The sequence below is a fragment of the Microbacterium sp. NPDC056569 genome (assembly GCF_042793475.1).
In the GTDB taxonomy this organism is placed as follows: Bacteria; Actinomycetota; Actinomycetes; order Actinomycetales; family Microbacteriaceae; genus Microbacterium.
Window position 1 is genome coordinate 182,033 of sequence record NZ_JBHTUV010000004.1, and the last position, 16,452, is coordinate 198,484.

Sequence of the window (16,452 nt, forward strand, 5' to 3'; positions counted from 1 at the left end):
TCAGCCGGTGGAGCGCACCTCGAAGCCGCGTTCACCGGTGGGCGCAGCATCCGTCACCTGCGCGGCCTCGACGCGGGAACCGGGTGGTCCCGCCGCCATCCACGCGAGCACCTCGTCGACCTGACCGGGGGTGCCCTCGACCTCGGCCTCGACCGAGCCGTCGCGGCGGTTGCGCACCCAGCCGGCGGCGCCGGCCTCGCGCGCGACCATGAGCATCGTGTAGCGGTAGCCGACGCCCTGCACGTCGCCGCGGACCGTCACGTGCACGCGTCTCATGCGCCCATCTTGCCGCCGCGCGCGCCTTGCCGCGACCAGGGGATCTCGGCCAGGATGCCGCCATGGGAACCGTCGACGAACTCCTGGAAGGACTCGACGCGGCCGACCGGCCGTCGGTCGAGCGGATCTACGCCATCGCCCGAGAAGAGGCGCCGGACGCGGAGCAGGGGCTCGGATACGGGATGCCGGCGCTCGTGTACCGCGGCAAGCCGCTGGTGTCGGTCATGCGGGCGAAGAAGCACATCGGGGTGTATCCGTTCAGTCCGGCGGCGGTGTCGGCGGTGGCGGACGCGCTCGCCGGCCACCCGGGCATCGGGCTCGACAAGGGGACGATCCGCTATCAGCCCGACCACCCGCTGCCCGACGACGTCGTGCGCGCCCTCGTGCTCGCCCGCAAGGAGCAGATCGACGGCTGACGCGGCGACGGCTCGTCAGTGGGGAAGTACGAGCGAGACGCCGAGGGCGATCATCACGACCGCGATCACCGCGTCGAGGATGCGCCAGGCCCGCGGCGTCGACAGCCATCGACCGAGGAGGCGCGCGCCGAAGGCGAGGCCGAAGAACCAGATGACGCTCGCGGCCATGGCTCCTGCCGCGAACAGCCAGCGCTGGTCGCCGTGCGTGTTGGCGACCGTGCCGAGGAGGAAGACGGTGTCGAGGTAGACGTGGGGGTTGAGCCACGTCAGTGCCAGGCAGGTGAGCAGCACGGGGATCAGGCGAGCGCGTGTGGCGGGAGTCGCCGCAGTGCGGATGTCGCTGCGCACGGCGGATGCGGAGGCATCGGGCTCGAGCGCTTCCCCCGTGTGGGTGTGCGCAGGCGGTGTCGCACCGCGCGCCGGAGACGTGGCGGCCGCCGTGGGGGCGGACTCGTCCGCGCCGCCCGCGCCGAGCGCTTCGCCCGACGGGCGCCATGCGCGTCGCGCCGCCAGCACGCCGTACGCCACGAGGAACAGCGCGCCCGCCCACCGCACCGCGTCGACGAGCCAGGGCACGGCCTGCAGCACGAACCCGATCCCCGAGACGCCGAGCGCGATGAGCGCGGCGTCCGAGATCGCGCAGATCGCGGCGACGGCGAGGACGTGCTCGCGGCGCAGGCCTTGTCGCAGGACGAACAGGTTCTGGGCGCCGATGGCGATGATGAGCGAGAAGCCGAGGCCGAGGCCGGCAAGGACGGGAGTGAGCACCATTCGACGGTAAGAGCGGCCGCATCCGTAGTCCAGCTCATGGATCTTCAGTACCATTAGCCCGACTGAAGATGCGCATTCCGTTCGAGCTGGCAGAGACCCTGGCCGTCGTCGTGGACGAGGGCACCCTCGACGCGGCCGCGCGGCGGCTGCACGTCACGCCCTCGGCGGTGAGCCAGCGCATCAAGACGCTCGAGGAGCAGCTCGGACGGTTGGTGCTGGTGCGCTCCAAGCCGGTACGCCCGACGGAGGCCGGTATGTCGGTGATCCGGCTCGCGCGGCAGACGGCGCTGCTCGAGCACGACGCGCTCGCCGAGCTCGGCGCCGGTGACGACGAGGCCGCGCTCACGGTGGTGCCGCTCGCTGTGAACGCCGACTCGCTGGCCACGTGGTTCCTCGAGCCGCTCGCGCGGCTGGCGGAGCAGCATCCCGTCGTCTTCGATCTGCACCGCGACGACCAGGACTTCACCGCCGGCCTGCTCGAGTCGGGCACCGTGATGGGCGCCGTCACCTCGCGCGCCGCGCCGGTGGCGGGATGCCGCTCCTCGGCGCTCGGCGCGATGCGGTACGAGGCGGTTGCGACGCCTGGTTACGTGGCGAGGTGGCTCGACGGCGACCGCGCGACGGTCCTCGCGAACGCGCCCCTCGTGGACTTCGACCGGCGCGACGACCTGCAGAACGAGTGGCTCGCTCAGCAGGGCGTCGATCCCGCGCAGCCCCCGCGGCACTACGTGCCCGCGTCGAACGACTTCGCGTCGGCGGTGCGTCTCGGCCTCGGCTGGGCGATGCTGCCGCGGTTCCAGTCCCACGACGCCCTCGAACGCGGTGAGCTGGTGCTGCTCGGCGGACCACCCGTCGATGTCGGGCTGCACTGGCAGCAGTGGAACCTGCGCTCGCCCCTGCTCGACGCGATCGCCGACGCGATCGTCGCCGAGGGGCGCCGCGTGCTCGCCCCCTCGCGCTGACACGGGCGGGTGCGGCGCGGCGGTGCCGCTGCGCCGGCCGCGCTGCGGGGCCGGGTCAGCCGTCGCTCACGCGGAGCACCGTCTTGCCGCGCGTGTGCCCGGTCTCGATCGCGCGGTGTGCGGCCGGCGCCTCGGCGAGGTCGAAGACCTGCTCGATGTAGACCTGCACCGAGCCGGAGTCGAGCAGGCGGCCGATGGTGGCGAGCGCGCCGCCGTCGGGGATCACCTTGTACGACGTCGCGCGCACGCCCGCGTCGGCAGCCGCTTCGGTGTAACCGGGCCACGATCCGGTCGGCACGAGCACGTAGAGGCCGCCGGGCCGGAGCACCTCGAGCGAACGCGTGCCGGTCTCGGCCTGGACGTTGCCGACGAGGTCGATGACGACGTCCACCTCGCCGACGACCTCCTCGAACCGCGTCGTCGTGTAGTCGATCACGACCGCGGCGCCCAGCTCGCGCAGCCAGGAGGCGTTGCGCCCGGAGGCGGTCACGGTGACGTGGGCGCCGAAGTAGGCGGCGAACTGCACCGCGAAGTGCCCGACTCCGCCGCTTCCGGCGTGGATCAGCACGCGCTGCCCCTCGTGGGCGTGTGCGGTCTCGACCACGAGCCCCCACGCGGTGAGCGCCGCGAGCGGAACTCCCGCCGCCTCGACGTGCGACAGCGAGGCGGGCTTGCGCGCGACCGACAGCGACGGGGCGACGACGTACTCGGCGTACGAGCCGCCGGTGCGCGGGAACGATGCCATGCCGAACACCTCGGTGCCGGGCGGGAACGCGTGCGCCTCATACGGGCTCTTCACGACGATGCCGCTGAAGTCGTAGCCCAGGGTCGCCGGGTACGAGCCGATCGCGCCCGACACGCCCGCGCCGGCGCGGGTCTTGGCGTCGATCGGGTTGACACCCGCCGCGACGACGCGGACCAGCACCTCGCTCAGCACCGGAGAGGGGACGGGAACGGATGCTGCGTGCAGCGCATCCGCCGCGCCCGGGGCGTCCACGACCATCGCCTGCATCTCGGCGGGCGGTGCCGCGACGGGCGCGAGCGGGGTCTCAGGGGCCGATCGCAGCGGTCGGATCCTCATCGTGCGCTCCTTCCGCGGGTGTGCCGCCTTCGGCACCAGAACTGTCCCCGTGGGTACAGTCAAGCGTGCGTTCGTCTCGCCCGTGTTACACGGGTGCTACCGGCGTCGCAAACGTCGGGCGTGCACCGCGGACGATCGATCCTCGCGAGCGCCTCGGCCCCCGGCGATGCGGAAGACTCGGAGCATGCCGATCCAGCACACCGTGGTCTTCCGTCTCACCCATCCCGCCGGCTCCGACGAGGAGCGGGCGTTCCTCGCGGATGCGCGCGCCGCGCTGACCTCGATCCCGGGGGTCGAGGACTTCCGCATCAGCCGACAGGTGAGCGCGAAGAGCGACCTCGCGCACCAGTTCTCGATGGTGTTCCAGGACGACGCCGCGTACCAGTCCTACAACGACCACCCCACGCACGTCGCGTTCGTGGCCGATCGCTGGGTTCCCGAGGTCGCGGAGTTCCAGGAGTACGACTTCGCCGAGGCCTGAGCCCGGGGGCCTCAGGACGCCGGGCGCTCGCCGAGGGTGAGCGCGTGCAGCAGGCGCGTCAGGTTGAGGATGTCGTCGACGGGCCACTCCTCGAGCGCGTCGACGAGGAGGTTCTCCTGCGGGGCGCGCGCCTCGGCGAGGCGCTCCAGCCCGAACGGGGTGGGGGAGAGCAGGCTCGACCGCCCGTCGTCGGGGTCGGGTGTGCGCTGCACGAGGCCCAGCTGCTCGAGCTCGCGCACCGTTCGGCTGATCTGGCCCTTGTCCGATGTGAGCGATTCGGCCAGCGCCGAGAGCGTGATGCCCTCACGCCGCACGATGGTGGTGAACACCTTGTAGGCGCCGGGCAGCATGCCCGGGCTCACGCGGTTGGCGTTGTCGATGAGGATCCGCCGGATGCGGTTGATCAGCTCGGAGAACTCCGCCTCGAGGGCGCGCACCGCCTCGGTGCGCGCCGCTCGGGTGTCGTCGGAGGTCATCAGCTTCGACATTAGCGTCGGGTGACGGATGCCTCGTCCGCCGCGTCCGCCGCGTCCGCGGCGGGCTCGACGGTGCCGGCCGCAGAGCCGCGGGCCGCAGCATCCGTGTCCACCGTCGCGGTGGCCGTCAGCGTCTCCATGCCCTCGGCGACCGAGACGGTCGCGAGGTCGGCCTCGCTCGCCTGGACGCGCTCGCTCGTGGTCATGCGCGTGAGCGGCTTGTTCGGCAGGAAGACGATCGCGATGAGGCTGATCACGGCCAGCGGCACGGCGATCAGGAACGAGTGGGCGATGGCCTGTGCGTAGATGTCCTCGACGATCACGCGGATCGACTCGGGCAGCGCCGAGACCTGGGGAATGGTGCCCGACGCGAGCTGCTGCCCGATGGCGGCGCCCTTCTCGCCGAGCGCCATGAGGGCCGCGCCGATGTCGTCCTTGCGGTCGGCGAACAGGTTCGTCGCCGAGGTCGCGAGGGCTGCGCCCATCACCGAGACGCCGATGGTGCCGCCGAGGCTGCGGAAGAACGTGACTCCGGAGCTCGCGACGCCGATCTCGCTCGGGTTCGCCGTGTTCTGCACGATCAGCACGAGGTTCTGCATGGTCATGCCGACGCCCGCGCCGAGCAGGAACATGTACAGCGAGACCAGCACGAAGTTCGTGTCGTAGTGGATGGTCGACAGCAGGTAGGAGCCCGCGATCAGCAGCACGCCGCCGACGATGAGGTAGGGCTTCCAGTGGCCGTGACGGGTCACGAGCCCGCCGACCACGATCGATGCGAGCAGGAGGCCGCCGATCATCGGGATCGTCATGAGGCCCGCCTCGGTCGGGGTCGCGCCGCGCGCCAGCTGCATGTACTGGCTGAGGAACACCGACGTGCCGAACATCGCGATGCCGATGGAGATCGACGCGATGACCGCGAGCGTGAAGGTGCGGTTGCGGAACATCGTGAGGGGCACGAGCGGCTCCTTCGAGCGGAGCTCGACGATCACGAACACCACGGCCGCGAGCAGGGCGCCACCGACCATGAGGATGGTCTCGGTGCTCCACCAGTCGTAGTCCTTGCCGGCGTTGGTCACCCAGATGAGCAGCAGCGAGACGGCGGTCGACAGCAGCACGATGCCGAAGTAGTCGATGCGCGCCTTGACCTTGGGGCGGGCGGGCAGGTGCAGTGTGCGCTGCATCATGATGAGCGCGGCGACGGCGAACGGCAGGGCGATGAAGAAGTTCCAGCGCCAGTCGATCGTGTCGGTGATGAAGCCGCCGAGGAGCGGGCCGCCGACGGTCGCGACCGCCATGACGGCGCCGAAGAGGCCCATGTACCGGCCGCGCTCGCGCGGGCTGATGATGTCGGCCATGATGACCTGGCTGAGCGCGGCGAGACCGCCGGCGCCGATGCCCTGCACCGCGCGGAACGCGATGAGCGTGCCGGGATCCTGGGAGAAGCCGGCGGCCGCGGTGGCGAGCACGAAGATCACGATGGCGATCTGGATGAGCAGCTTGCGGTTGAAGAGGTCGGCGAGCTTGCCCCAGATGGGGGTGGAGATCGCCGTGGTCAGCAGCGTCGCCGTGACGACCCAGGTGAACGCGGCCTGGTCGCCGCCCAGGTCGTGGACGATGACGGGAAGCGAGGTCGAGACGACGGTCGACGCGAGCATCGACACGAACATGCCGAGCAGCAGGCCGGTGAGCGCCTGCAGCACCTGACGGTGCCGGCGCTTCTCGTAGGCAAGGGCGACCGACCCGGTCGCGGGGGTGGACGTGGCCATAGGAGTCCTTCGACAGAGGAGGGGCGGGATGCGGCGACAGCGGCGCGGAAGAAGGTTGACAAGGGTCAACAGTTGATTTGAGTCAACTATACGTCAATGGTTGACCTGCGTCAACTATTGGCTGAGGTCAACGCGCACGCGCGGGATGTTCACATCGGGTGCTCTCACCGAGACCACCCGTCGTGTGCGTTCATGACGCGTGTGCTCGGTGAGAGCACGTGATGTGAACGAGAGATAGGGACGGATGCTGCGGCCCGCCGCATCCGTTCCTCCACAGGTGGTTGCGGGGACGAGTAGCGCACAGGCTGCGGGATGGGTCGAGAGGCCGGGGCCGTCGCGGGGCAGGGTGGGTCGCGTGCCCCGCCACCTGACTCTCGACGAGGCGATGGCCGCGGTCCGCAGCCGCGAGCAGTTGCGGGCGAGCGGAATGACCGCGCGGGCGATCGGTGACGCGGTGGTGCGCGGGGAGCTGCGGCGGCTGCAGCGCAACCGGTATGTGGGGGTGAGGCTCTGGAACGATCTCTGGCCGGAGTCGCGTCATCTCATCGAGGTATGCGCCGCGGTCGCCGAGATGCGCGACGGCGATGGCGTCGTCTCCCATGAATCGGCCGGGGTTCTGGCGGAGTTGCCCCTGTATCGGCACACGCCGTCGGCGGTCCACCTCCTCAAGCCCGAAGTGCGACGAGGGTCCAGTCGCGTCGGGCTGCAACACCATGCCGATCTGCTTCCCGCCGGCGACATCACGGTGGTCGACGGCATCCGATGCACGACGCTGGATCGCACCGTGTTCGACCTGGTGCGCACCCTCAGCATGGAGGCTGCCGTCGCTGTGGCGGATGCCGCGTTGCGGCGCGAGGCGATGCGCGGATCCGAGTACGACGAGCGTGCGGCGGAAGTCTGGCGCGAGCGGATGCTGCAACGATGCGAGGCCGCGCGCGGCGGCCGGGGCGTTCGACACGCCGAGGCGGTGATCCGCTTCGCCGATGGGCGGTCGGAGTCCCCCGGCGAGGCCGTCAGCCGGCTGCAGCTGAGTCGGCTCGGATTCCGCGAGCTGCGGCTCCAGGTGCCGGTGCCAGGCCCCGACGGGCGGACCTTTCGCGTCGACATCGGCATCGAGGAGATCCGGGCCTTCTACGAGTTCGATGGCATGGGCAAATATGAAGAACTCGCGGTCGCGTCGGGGAAGACGGTCAAGCAGGTGCTTCTCGACGAGAAGCGCCGCGAGGATTGGATCCGAGGTTCGACCCAGCGCCGGTTCGTCCGCGCCGAGGCTCCGCACATCGTGACGCCCGAGGCGCTCGGTCGCCGCCTCGCCGCCTTCGGGATCACCCCGCCGCGCCGGTGACACTGCTGTTCACATCGTGTGCTCTCACCGAGATCACCCGTCGTGTACGGTCATAACGCGTGCGCTCGGTGAGAGCACGTGATGTGAACGAGCGATAGGGACGGATGCTGCGGCGCGCGGCACCCTCCTCAGGCGGAGTGGGCGACGCGCTCGGCGGAGCGGATGACCGACTCGACGCCGAGGGCGAAGAGCTCGCGGTCTTCGAGGGCGAGCAGCTGCGCGGAGATCGCGGCGACGTGGGGATGTTTGATCGGGTCGACGAGCAGGGGGCCCTCGAACCAGGGGGTGGATCCTGCCGCGCCGGCGGCGGCGCGCTCGGTCCGTGAGCGGGCCACGCCCGCGGCGGTCGACAGCACATGCGTCGCCATCAGTGCGTAGTGCTGCACGAGGTCGTCGCCGGTCAGACCCGCGCGGGAGAACGCATCGAGCATGAGCTCGATCACATCGAGCTCGCCGGGCCCGCGGGTGGTCAGCACGATCCCCTCCTGGCCCACCGCCGGGTACTGCGCGAACTGCGTGAGCGTGGCGTTCGCGAGCTGGCGCAGGCGCTCGCGCCAGTCCTCGGGCGGGGCGGTCACCTCGCGGAGACTGCGCACGGCGAGCTCGTCGAGCAGTGCCCGCATGAGGTCGTCCTTGCTGCGGAAGTGCCGGTAGATCGCGGTCGGGTCGGTGCCCAGCTTCGCGCCGAGGTCGCGGATCGAGAGGGAGGCGGCGCCGGTCGCCTCGGCGAGCTCGAGGCCGGCGGAGATGATCGTCGGACGATCGAGGCGCTTCGCGCCCGTCTTCTCGGGCGTCGCCCCGATGCGTGCCGCCATGATCCCCGCTTTCGCCGTCGCGTCCATCGTGCCACGGAGACTTGTCGCCGCGTCGTGACGTCCTGAGACTATCGGATCTGTCAGCACATCTGTCAACAGCGTTGACAGGCTCGCTGACATCGGTCTATGGTCAAGCGACCCGTTCGACGACGAAGGAGAGGCCCCGTGGCCGCTGCCGTTCCTGCAGACGCAGACACCCCGTTCGCAGACACCGTGTTCATCCGTGGCGCGGTGTTCAGCTCCGACCTCGTGCGCGCGGGAAGCGATGAAGCCCTGAGCGGGGTGGCCGTCGCCGTGCGGGATGGACGGATCGTGGCGGTGTGCGCCGAGGACGAGGCATCCGTCCTCATCGGTCCCGAGACGGACGTGGTCGACCTCGCCGGCGCGCTGCTCGCCCCCGGATTCCAAGACGCGCACATCCACCCGATGTCGGGTGGCGTCGAGCTGCTGCAGTGCAACCTCACCGGGGCGGAGGACGCGGCCGACACCCTCGCCACCATCGCTCGCTACGCCGCCGAGAACCCCGACGTCGAGTGGATCGTCGGCGGCGGCTGGTCGATGGACCACTTCGCGGGCGGCGCTCCGCTGCGCAGCGCGCTCGACGCCATCGTGCCCGACCGGCCGGTGCTGCTCGCGAGCCGCGACCACCACTCGACGTGGGCCAGCACCGCCGCGATGCGAGCGGCCGGAGTGGATGCCTCGACCGCCGACCCCGCAGACGGGCGCATCGAGCGGGAAGCCGACGGCTTCCCCGCCGGCACCTTCCACGAAGGTGCCGCGGATCTGTTCGCCGGGGCGCGCCCGAAGGTCTCGGAGGACCTCGCCTACGCGGGTCTGCTGCGCGCACAGGAAGACCTCATCGCGCAGGGCATCACCGGCTGGCAGGACGCACTGGTGGGGAACTTCCCCGGGATCCCCGGTGCGCTCGCCTCGTACCGCCGCGCGCTCGCCGAGGGAACCCTCAAGGCTCACGTGGTCGGGGCGCAGTGGTGGGAGCGCGGCGAGGGGATCGAGCAGCTCGAGGGGATGATCCGCACGCGCGACGAGGTCGCCGCGCTCGGCAGCCCCGACCGCTTCTCGCTGGGCTCGATCAAGTTCATGGTCGACGGCGTCGCCGAGAACCACACGGCCGCGATGCTCGAACCGTACCGTGACGGCCACGGCCACTTGACCGACAACCTCGGGCTGTCGTTCATCCCGGCCGATCGCCTGCGCGAGTACGCGATCGCCGCCGACGCCGCGGGCTTCCAGCTGCACTTCCACGCCCTCGGCGACCGGGCGGTGCGCGACGCGCTCGACGCGGTCGAAGCAGCGGCGGAGGCCAACGGGCCGACCGACGGGCGCCACCACCTCGCGCACATCCAGGTGATCGACGCCGCGGACGTGCCGCGCTTCGCGGCAGTAGGCGCCGTCGCGAACATGCAGCCGCTGTGGGCCTGCCACGAAGACCAGATGGACGAGCTCACGCTGCCGTTCCTCGCCGAGTCCGCCGCATCTCGCCAGTACCCGTTCGGCGATCTGCAGCGGGCCGGCGTGCGCCTCGCCGGCGGCAGCGACTGGCCCGTGTCGAGCGCCGACCCGCTCGCGGGTGTCCACATCGCGGTGAACCGCGTTGCGCCGCTGTCCGACGACGAGCCGCTGGGCGGACCCCACCAGCGACTCGATCTCGCCACCGCTCTCGCCGCCTACACGTCGGGCACTGCCTACGTGAACCACCGCGACCACGACACCGGCTACCTCCGCGAGGGCTACCTCGCGAACCTCGTCGTCGTCGAGCCGAACCCGTTCGACGTCGCCGCCGAAGACCTGTACCTCTGCCGCGTCGCGTCGACGTGGATCGACGGCGAGCGCGTGTTCGCGCGCGCCGACACCGACGCGGGCGCCGAGGCCGCAGCATCCGTCCTGTCCTGAGTCCCTTCTCCACCGCCGTCACACCGAGGAGCACCATGATCCGCACCCGACGCACTGTCCGCCGTCTGCTCGCATTCGCGGGCATCGGCGTCGCCGGCGCGCTCGCCCTGTCTGCGTGCAGCGTTGACACGTCGAGCCCCGATGCGACCGCCGCTCCCGAGTGGGAGTACACCGCCCAGACAGCAGCGCCGTCGGGTGACATCGACTCGTTCTCGTGGGTGAGCTACTCCGAGCCGTACTCGCTCGACTACGCGTACGCCTTCGACTACGCCGACAACCAGGTGCTGTCGAACGTGTGCGAGTCCCTGCTGCGGCTCAACCCCGACTACACGCTGTCGCCGGGTCTCGCCGAGGCGTTCGCGCACCCGACGCCCGAGACCTGGGTGTACACGATCCGGGACGGCGTCACGTTCCACGACGGCACGCCGCTCACCGCCGCCGACGTGGTCGCTTCGATGAACCGCCACCTCGACCCCGCGGTCGGCTCGTCGTGGTACTCCGTGTACCAGAACGTCGCCGCGATCGAGCAGACCGGCGACCGCCAGGTCACCGTGACCATGAACCAGGCCGACTCGCAGTTCAACCTCGCCATGGGCGGCTCGGCGGGTGTCGTCGAGTCGGCGGCGACGCTCGCCGAAAAGGGCCCAGACTACGGCAACTCGTCCGGTCTGGTGAACTGCACCGGCCCGTTCGCGCTCACCGAGTGGGAGTCCGGCGAGTCGGTCACGCTGACGCGCTACGACGACTACTGGGACGACACGCTGCGCGCCAAGGCCGGCGAGGTCGACATCCTCTTCATGACCGACCCGAATGCGCGGGTCAACGCGCTGAAGTCGGGCGAGGTCGACGGCGGCTGGATGATCCCGGCCGACGCGATCGCGCAGCTGCAATCCTCCGGCAAGGGCGACATGTACTTCGGGCTCAACACCGCCGTCGGCAGCCTCGTCGTGAGCAACCTCGAAGGCCCGCTCGGCGACGAGCGCGTGCGCCGGGCGCTGCTGATGGCGATGGATCGGCAGGGGATCCTGGATGCTGCGGCCAAGGGCTACGGCGAGGTCACCGATGTGCTCACCACCGAGTCGGTGTGGGTCGGCGCGAGTGAAGCCGCGCTGGAGCAGGCGTTCGACGGGCTCGAGGAGTACCCGTACGACGTCGAGGCCGCGAAGAAGCTCATCGACGAGGCCGGCGTGGCGGGCGAGGAGATCGTCATCGCGACCGCCCCGATCAGCAACGACTTCGCCGTGATCTCGCAGGGCGCCGCGGCGGCCGCGCAGTCGATCGGGCTCAAGGCGACCATCGAGACCGTGAGCCCGAGCGCGTACACCGCGCTGTTCTCCGACCCGGGCGCTCGCGAGGGCATCGACCTGTTCTACACGTCGTGGTACCTGTCGAGCCCCGATCCGCTCGAGATGTACGGCGTGCTCCGAACCGGCGAGTTCAGCAACTACGGCAACTGGAGCGACCCCGAGTTCGACGCCCTCGTGAACGAGGCGGTCGCGATCGACGACCCGGCGGCGCGCAGCGAGCTCACCGCCCAGGCGCAGCGGATCGCGAACGAGCAGCTGCCGTGGCTGCCCCTGTTCCAAGGGCCGATGACGCTGTTCCTCGGCGACCGGGTGACCGGTGTGGCACCCTCCGTTGCGTTCATGTACTTCCCGTGGGCGGCGACCATTGGCTCCCGCTGAGCTGAGCGGGTGCCCCGCGGTCGACGCCGGGCACCCCCTCGGGGTGCGTCGCCCTGACGGAGAGGCGGGGGAGCGATGATCGCCGTCCGCCGGATCGCCGGCAAGCTCGGCGGGCTGCTGCTGACGCTGTTCCTGGCATCGGTGCTCGTGTTCTTCTCGCGCTTCCTGGTGCCGGGCGACCCCGTCGCCTTCCTGTTGCGGGGCCGAAAGCCCAGCGCCGAGGCGGTCGCGCAGATCACCGCGCAGTACGGCCTCGACCTGCCGCCCTGGCAGCAGTACCTGAACTGGGTGGCGGGGCTTCTGCGGGGCGACCTCGGGCGGTCGCTGCAGTATCGGCAGGACGTCACCGTGGTGCTCGGGGAGCGGCTGCCGGTCACCCTCGGGCTCGTCGTCATGGCGGGAACGATGATCGCGGTCGTCGGCGTCTTCGCCGGCGCGATCGCCGCACTCCACCGAGGCCGCCTCGCAGACCGCTCGATCCTCATCGGGCTGACGGTGCTCGGCGCCGTCCCGTCGTTCGTCGGGTCGATCGTGCTCATCGCGGTCTTCGCGGTGCAGCTCGGCTGGTTCCCGTCGTTCGGGTCGGGAGAGGGCTTCTGGGACACGGTCTACCACCTCGTGCTTCCGTCGATCGCCCTCGCGATCGTGTTCGTCGTGCTGGTGGGCAAGGTGACGCGTTCGTCGATGATCGACCAGCTCGACCGCGAGCACGTCGAGGTCGCGATCAGCCGCGGCATCACGCGCGGCACGGTGATCCGCCGTCATGTGTTCCGCAACGCCGTCGGGCCGATCCTGACGGTGAGCGGGATGCTGGTGGCCGGACTTCTCGTGGCGAGCTCCATCGTCGAGGCGGCCTTCGGCCTCGCCGGTATGGGGTCGCTCCTCGTGCAGTCGGTCGACCGGCTCGACTTCCCGGTCGTTCAGGCGATCGTCCTCCTCGTCGTGACCGCGTTCGTGCTCGTGAACGCCGTCATCGACGTCCTCGAACCCTGGATCGATCCTCGATCCGCTGCCGGAGCCGGTGCCCGATGACCGCAACGCCCACCCTCGCCGTCAAGGTGCTCCGCGCACCGCGGCTGCCCCGCACCAGCCTCACCTTCGCGATCGCGCTGGGCGTCCTCGCCGCGATGACGCTGGCCGCGATCTTCGCGCCGTTCCTCGCGCCGTACAACCCCGACGCCGTCGACTTCGCTGCGGTGAACGCGCCGCCGAGCCCTGCGCACTGGCTGGGCACAGACGGCCTCGGCCGCGACACGCTGAGCCGCCTCGTCTACGGCGCGCGCACGGCCCTGCTGGGGCCGCTGCTCGTGGTGATCGCGTCGACCGTGCTCGGCATCCTCCTCGGTCTGGTCGCCGGCTGGCGCGGCGGCTGGGTCGACTCCGTTCTCGGTCGCCTGTTCGACGTGCTGTTCGCCTTCCCATCGCTGCTCATCGCGATCATGGCGGTCGCGCTGTTCGGAAAGGGCCTGGTCGCCCCGGTCATCGCGATGAGCATCGCGTACGCCCCCTTCGTCGCGCGGCTCACCCGCTCGCTCATCGCTGCCGAGCGCACCCGGCCGTACGTCGCGGCGTATCGCGTGCAGGGCTTCGGCGGCGCGTGGATCGCGCTGCGACGCGTGCTGCCGAACGTCACGCCGATCGTCGGGGCGCAGTCGACGCTCAACTTCGGCTACGTGCTCGCCGAGCTCGCGGCGCTGTCGTTCCTCGGTCTCGGCGTGCAGCCTCCCACTGCGGACTGGGGCGCGATGATCAACGAGGCGCAGGCCGGGCTCATCGGAGGGCACATCCTGCCCGCGATCGTGCCGGCGGTCGCCGTGGTCGTGGTCGTCGTGGCCGTCAACATCATCGGAGAAGAGCTCTCCGACCGCATCGGTGGGGAGATCCCGGCATGAGTGCGCCCGAGATCATCGTCGATCCGGCCGCGGGGGCGACGTCCGCACGACCGGGCACGACACTGCTCGACATCCGCGACCTGACGCTCGACATCCGAGGCACACGCCTGCTGCACGGCATCTCGCTGACGGTCTCCGCGGGGGAGACCGTCGGCCTCGTCGGCGAGTCGGGGTCGGGCAAGTCGCTGACCGCGCGCACTGTGCTGGGGCTCGTCCCCGACGGGGCGGTCGTCGCCGGGGACGTCGTGCTCGACGGGGCGGGGGTGCTGTCGGCTCCCGCGTCCGAGCTTCGGCAGCTGCGTCGCCGCGGCGCGGCGATGATCTTCCAGGACCCGCGGGCGGGCATCAACCCGATGCGCACGATCGGCGACCACCTCACCGAGGCGCTGCGCCTCGCGGAGGGATGGTCGACGGATGCTGCGCGCACGCGCGCCGTCGAGCTGCTCCAGGCGGTGCGCCTCCCGCGCCCCGAGGATCACCTGCGCCAGTACCCGCACGAGTTCTCGGGCGGCATGCTGCAGCGGGTCATGATCGCGGGAGCCCTGACGACGTCGCCGAAGCTCCTCGTGTGCGACGAGCCGACGACGGCCCTCGACGTGACCACCCAGGCCGAGATCATCAGGGTGCTCACCGAGCAGCGCGCGAGCCGCGGCATGGGCATGCTCTTCATCACGCACGACCTCAACCTCGCCGCATCACTGTGCGACCGCGTCTACGTCATGCGCGGCGGACAGGTCGTCGAGCAGGGCCGCGCGCACGACGTGCTGCGCGACCCGCGCGCCGAGTACACCCAACGCCTCGTGGCGGCGACCCCGACGCTCCTCGGCGCCGCGCCTGGCGCGACCGCGGGTCACAGAATCGGAGGTTCTGCGGAACACGCCGGGGCGCAGCATCCGTCCACCGGCGTGTCACCCACGACCTCCGATTCCGTGCGCGATGAGCGGGGGACGGATGCTGCGGCCACGGCCGAGCCCGCATCGCCGATGCTCGAGGCGACCGGGGTGTCGAAGACCTACGTGCGCCGCGGCAAGGAGCCGGTGCGCGCGGTGATCGACGCGTCGGTCGCGGTTGCCCGCGGCGGCGCGCTGGGCGTGGTGGGGGAGTCGGGCTCGGGCAAGTCGACGCTCGCGCGCATGATCGTGGGGCTCGAAGCCGCCGACACCGGCGACATCCGCATCGATGGCCGCGAGCGCACGGCGGTTCCTCGCAACAGGCGCGAGCGGCTCGCCCACGCGCGGAGCGTGCAGATGGTGTTCCAGGACCCCTACCTGTCGCTCGACCCGCGCATCGCCGCGGGGCGGGCGATCGAAGACGCCCTGAGGCTGCACACCCGACTGAGCACGGCAGAGGCTCGATCGCGGGTGCTCGACCTGCTCGCCCAGGTGGGGCTGGGCGAGAAGCACGCCGCTGCGCGGCCGCGGACGCTCTCGGGCGGTCAGCGGCAGCGCGTCGCGATCGCCCGTGCCCTCGCGATCGAACCGGACGTGCTCGTGATGGACGAGGCGACGAGCGCGCTCGATGTCTCGGTGCAGGCGCAGGTGCTCGACCTCGTCGACCGCATCAGGCGCGAGCGCGGGCTCACGGTGCTCTTCATCAGCCACGACCTCGCGGTCGTCAGACGTGTGTGCGACGAGACCGTCGTGATGCGTCGCGGCGAGATCGTCGAGCGCGGTCGCACGGCGGAACTGCTCGCCTCTCCGCAGCACGAGTACACGCGGCTGCTCATCGACTCGGTGCCGAAGCCCGGGTGGGACGCGGAGGCAGCGGGCGCCGAGGTCGAGGCCGCCGGTGTCGAGGCTGCAGGTGTCGACGGCAGCAGGCCCGACGCGCGTGCGGACGCCGGCGAGTCGGAGGCCGCGGCGGTGGAGACGGCGAAGGTCGAGGCTGCCGGACAGGCGCGGTAGCGCGTGGACTGGGTCGCCCGTGCGCGGGCCCGCGCGACCCGCCCTGGGGTCGTGTGAGTCGGAAGTTCATCGAGCTTTTCGGAGGGTGCCGCAGGGGCGCAGTCGCGCCCCTGCGGCACGAGAGCACTGCGGGCCGGGCCCTCGCGCGCAAAGATGGACCCGTGTTCAGCGTCGAACTGCTCCCGGATGCGGAGATCGACCACGTCGTGCGGGACGACTGGGACCGGCTCTTGGGAGGCGACCTGCCGAGCTCGGGACGAAACCCGGCGCCGAGCAACCGGCCGCACGTCACGCTCGCGGTGCGGGAGCATCTCGAGCCGACGGCCTTCGCCGGCATCGCCGAGATGCTTCCCATTCCCCTCGAGCTGGGAGGAGTGCTGCTCCTCGGCCACCGGGACCGGTACGTGCTCACGCGCCAGGTCGTCATGACCTCAGCCCTGATGGAGGTCCACCACGTCGTGGCCGAGCTGGCCGGAAGGCCTGAGCCGCGTTACTCGACCACGGGAATCGACCACTGGACGCCGCACATCACCCTCGCGCGGGGACTCACCGCGGTGCGACTGGCGACGGCGATGCGTCTGATCAAGGCACCGCACGTCAGCGGGCAGGCGACGGGCGCGCGGGTATGGGATTCCGAGGCCCGGCGCGTCACGACGATCCGGTGACTCGCG

Annotated in this window: 16 protein-coding genes; 10 read left to right on the forward strand and 6 right to left on the reverse strand. The window is 71.0% G+C overall.

Features of this window, described 5'->3' with window-relative positions:
- Positions 1 to 276, reverse strand: a complete 276-nt coding sequence (locus ACFQ7C_RS06870; RefSeq protein ID WP_378898760.1) for an acylphosphatase — start codon at positions 274 to 276, stop codon at positions 1 to 3.
- A gap of 62 nt (positions 277 to 338) precedes the next feature.
- Here ACFQ7C_RS06870 and ACFQ7C_RS06875 point away from each other — a divergent pair, with 62 nt between their 5' ends.
- Positions 339 to 692, forward strand: coding sequence for an iron chaperone (locus ACFQ7C_RS06875; RefSeq protein ID WP_378898761.1), 354 nt, complete (start codon positions 339 to 341; stop codon positions 690 to 692).
- Between the two features lie 15 nt (positions 693 to 707).
- Here ACFQ7C_RS06875 and ACFQ7C_RS06880 read toward each other — a convergent pair whose 3' ends face one another.
- A complete protein-coding gene (locus ACFQ7C_RS06880) occupies positions 708 to 1,463 on the reverse strand; it encodes a LysE/ArgO family amino acid transporter (protein ID WP_378898762.1) in 756 nt (251 codons plus the stop codon).
- Positions 1,464 to 1,531: 68 nt separating this feature from the next.
- On the opposite strand from ACFQ7C_RS06880, the gene ACFQ7C_RS06885 reads away from it, so the two are divergent.
- Positions 1,532 to 2,425, forward strand: a complete 894-nt coding sequence (locus tag ACFQ7C_RS06885; protein ID WP_378898763.1) for a LysR family transcriptional regulator ArgP — start codon at positions 1,532 to 1,534, stop codon at positions 2,423 to 2,425.
- Between the two features lie 55 nt (positions 2,426 to 2,480).
- Here the strand turns inward: ACFQ7C_RS06885 and ACFQ7C_RS06890 are convergent, their stop codons facing one another.
- Complete coding sequence (locus ACFQ7C_RS06890) at positions 2,481 to 3,506, reverse strand: NADP-dependent oxidoreductase (RefSeq protein ID WP_378898764.1); 1,026 nt, start codon at positions 3,504 to 3,506, stop codon at positions 2,481 to 2,483.
- A 184-nt stretch (positions 3,507 to 3,690) separates the two neighbouring features.
- Between ACFQ7C_RS06890 and ACFQ7C_RS06895 the strand changes: the two genes are divergently transcribed.
- Positions 3,691 to 3,987 carry a Dabb family protein gene (locus ACFQ7C_RS06895; RefSeq protein WP_378898765.1) on the forward strand — a complete coding sequence of 99 codons (297 nt, stop codon included), beginning with the start codon at positions 3,691 to 3,693 and terminating at the stop codon, positions 3,985 to 3,987.
- An 11-nt stretch (positions 3,988 to 3,998) separates the two neighbouring features.
- Here the strand turns inward: ACFQ7C_RS06895 and ACFQ7C_RS06900 are convergent, their stop codons facing one another.
- Both ACFQ7C_RS06900 and ACFQ7C_RS06905 read right to left on the reverse strand, forming a co-directional pair.
- Positions 3,999 to 4,463 carry a MarR family transcriptional regulator gene (locus ACFQ7C_RS06900; protein ID WP_116197037.1) on the reverse strand — a complete coding sequence of 155 codons (465 nt, stop codon included), beginning with the start codon at positions 4,461 to 4,463 and terminating at the stop codon, positions 3,999 to 4,001.
- An 11-nt stretch (positions 4,464 to 4,474) separates the two neighbouring features.
- Positions 4,475 to 6,229 carry an MDR family MFS transporter gene (locus ACFQ7C_RS06905; protein ID WP_378898766.1) on the reverse strand — a complete coding sequence of 585 codons (1,755 nt, stop codon included), beginning with the start codon at positions 6,227 to 6,229 and terminating at the stop codon, positions 4,475 to 4,477.
- 385 nt (positions 6,230 to 6,614) lie between these two features.
- Here ACFQ7C_RS06905 and ACFQ7C_RS06910 point away from each other — a divergent pair, with 385 nt between their 5' ends.
- The gene (locus ACFQ7C_RS06910) at positions 6,615 to 7,574 is read left to right on the forward strand and encodes a hypothetical protein (RefSeq protein WP_378898767.1); all 960 of its coding nucleotides are present in this window, start codon (positions 6,615 to 6,617) and stop codon (positions 7,572 to 7,574) included.
- Between the two features lie 128 nt (positions 7,575 to 7,702).
- Here ACFQ7C_RS06910 and ACFQ7C_RS06915 read toward each other — a convergent pair whose 3' ends face one another.
- On the reverse strand, positions 7,703 to 8,389 hold the full coding sequence (locus ACFQ7C_RS06915) for a TetR/AcrR family transcriptional regulator (RefSeq protein WP_378898768.1): 687 nt from the start codon (positions 8,387 to 8,389) through the stop codon (positions 7,703 to 7,705).
- A gap of 165 nt (positions 8,390 to 8,554) precedes the next feature.
- On the opposite strand from ACFQ7C_RS06915, the gene ACFQ7C_RS06920 reads away from it, so the two are divergent.
- The 6 genes from ACFQ7C_RS06920 to ACFQ7C_RS06945 all read left to right on the forward strand — a co-directional run bounded on the left by ACFQ7C_RS06920 (position 8,555) and on the right by ACFQ7C_RS06945 (position 16,446).
- A complete protein-coding gene (locus ACFQ7C_RS06920) occupies positions 8,555 to 10,300 on the forward strand; it encodes an amidohydrolase (protein ID WP_378898769.1) in 1,746 nt (581 codons plus the stop codon).
- 35 nt (positions 10,301 to 10,335) lie between these two features.
- Positions 10,336 to 11,985 (forward strand): ABC transporter substrate-binding protein, encoded by a 1,650-nt coding sequence (locus tag ACFQ7C_RS06925; RefSeq protein ID WP_378898770.1) that lies wholly within the window; start codon positions 10,336 to 10,338, stop codon positions 11,983 to 11,985.
- Positions 11,986 to 12,060: 75 nt separating this feature from the next.
- Positions 12,061 to 13,017 (forward strand): ABC transporter permease, encoded by a 957-nt coding sequence (locus ACFQ7C_RS06930; RefSeq protein ID WP_378898771.1) that lies wholly within the window; start codon positions 12,061 to 12,063, stop codon positions 13,015 to 13,017.
- The gene (locus tag ACFQ7C_RS06935; RefSeq protein ID WP_378898772.1) at positions 13,014 to 13,877 is read left to right on the forward strand and encodes an ABC transporter permease; all 864 of its coding nucleotides are present in this window, start codon (positions 13,014 to 13,016) and stop codon (positions 13,875 to 13,877) included. The genes ACFQ7C_RS06930 and ACFQ7C_RS06935 overlap by 4 nt, the downstream gene beginning before the upstream one ends.
- Positions 13,874 to 15,781, forward strand: coding sequence for a dipeptide ABC transporter ATP-binding protein (locus ACFQ7C_RS06940; RefSeq protein ID WP_378898773.1), 1,908 nt, complete (start codon positions 13,874 to 13,876; stop codon positions 15,779 to 15,781). Before ACFQ7C_RS06935 ends, ACFQ7C_RS06940 begins: the two co-directional genes overlap by 4 nt.
- A 161-nt stretch (positions 15,782 to 15,942) precedes the next feature.
- Positions 15,943 to 16,446 (forward strand): 2'-5' RNA ligase family protein, encoded by a 504-nt coding sequence (locus ACFQ7C_RS06945; protein ID WP_378898774.1) that lies wholly within the window; start codon positions 15,943 to 15,945, stop codon positions 16,444 to 16,446.
- Positions 16,447 to 16,452: the final 6 nt, after the last annotated feature.

Bases quoted from the DNA above. Each gene is read 5' to 3' on its own strand.
- ACFQ7C_RS06870 (WP_378898760.1), bottom strand. From the start codon at position 276: ATGAGACGCGTGCACGTGACGGTCCGCGGCGACGTGCAGGGCGTCGGC.
- ACFQ7C_RS06875 (WP_378898761.1), top strand. From the start codon at position 339: ATGGGAACCGTCGACGAACTCCTGGAAGGACTCGACGCGGCCGACCGG.
- ACFQ7C_RS06880 (WP_378898762.1), bottom strand. From the start codon at position 1,463: ATGGTGCTCACTCCCGTCCTTGCCGGCCTCGGCCTCGGCTTCTCGCTC.
- ACFQ7C_RS06885 (WP_378898763.1), top strand. From the start codon at position 1,532: ATGCGCATTCCGTTCGAGCTGGCAGAGACCCTGGCCGTCGTCGTGGAC.
- ACFQ7C_RS06890 (WP_378898764.1), bottom strand. From the start codon at position 3,506: ATGAGGATCCGACCGCTGCGATCGGCCCCTGAGACCCCGCTCGCGCCC.
- ACFQ7C_RS06895 (WP_378898765.1), top strand. From the start codon at position 3,691: ATGCCGATCCAGCACACCGTGGTCTTCCGTCTCACCCATCCCGCCGGC.
- ACFQ7C_RS06900 (WP_116197037.1), bottom strand. From the start codon at position 4,463: ATGACCTCCGACGACACCCGAGCGGCGCGCACCGAGGCGGTGCGCGCC.
- ACFQ7C_RS06905 (WP_378898766.1), bottom strand. From the start codon at position 6,229: ATGGCCACGTCCACCCCCGCGACCGGGTCGGTCGCCCTTGCCTACGAG.
- ACFQ7C_RS06910 (WP_378898767.1), top strand. From the start codon at position 6,615: ATGGCCGCGGTCCGCAGCCGCGAGCAGTTGCGGGCGAGCGGAATGACC.
- ACFQ7C_RS06915 (WP_378898768.1), bottom strand. From the start codon at position 8,389: ATGGCGGCACGCATCGGGGCGACGCCCGAGAAGACGGGCGCGAAGCGC.
- ACFQ7C_RS06925 (WP_378898770.1), top strand. From the start codon at position 10,336: ATGATCCGCACCCGACGCACTGTCCGCCGTCTGCTCGCATTCGCGGGC.
- ACFQ7C_RS06930 (WP_378898771.1), top strand. From the start codon at position 12,061: ATGATCGCCGTCCGCCGGATCGCCGGCAAGCTCGGCGGGCTGCTGCTG.
- ACFQ7C_RS06935 (WP_378898772.1), top strand. From the start codon at position 13,014: ATGACCGCAACGCCCACCCTCGCCGTCAAGGTGCTCCGCGCACCGCGG.
- ACFQ7C_RS06940 (WP_378898773.1), top strand. From the start codon at position 13,874: ATGAGTGCGCCCGAGATCATCGTCGATCCGGCCGCGGGGGCGACGTCC.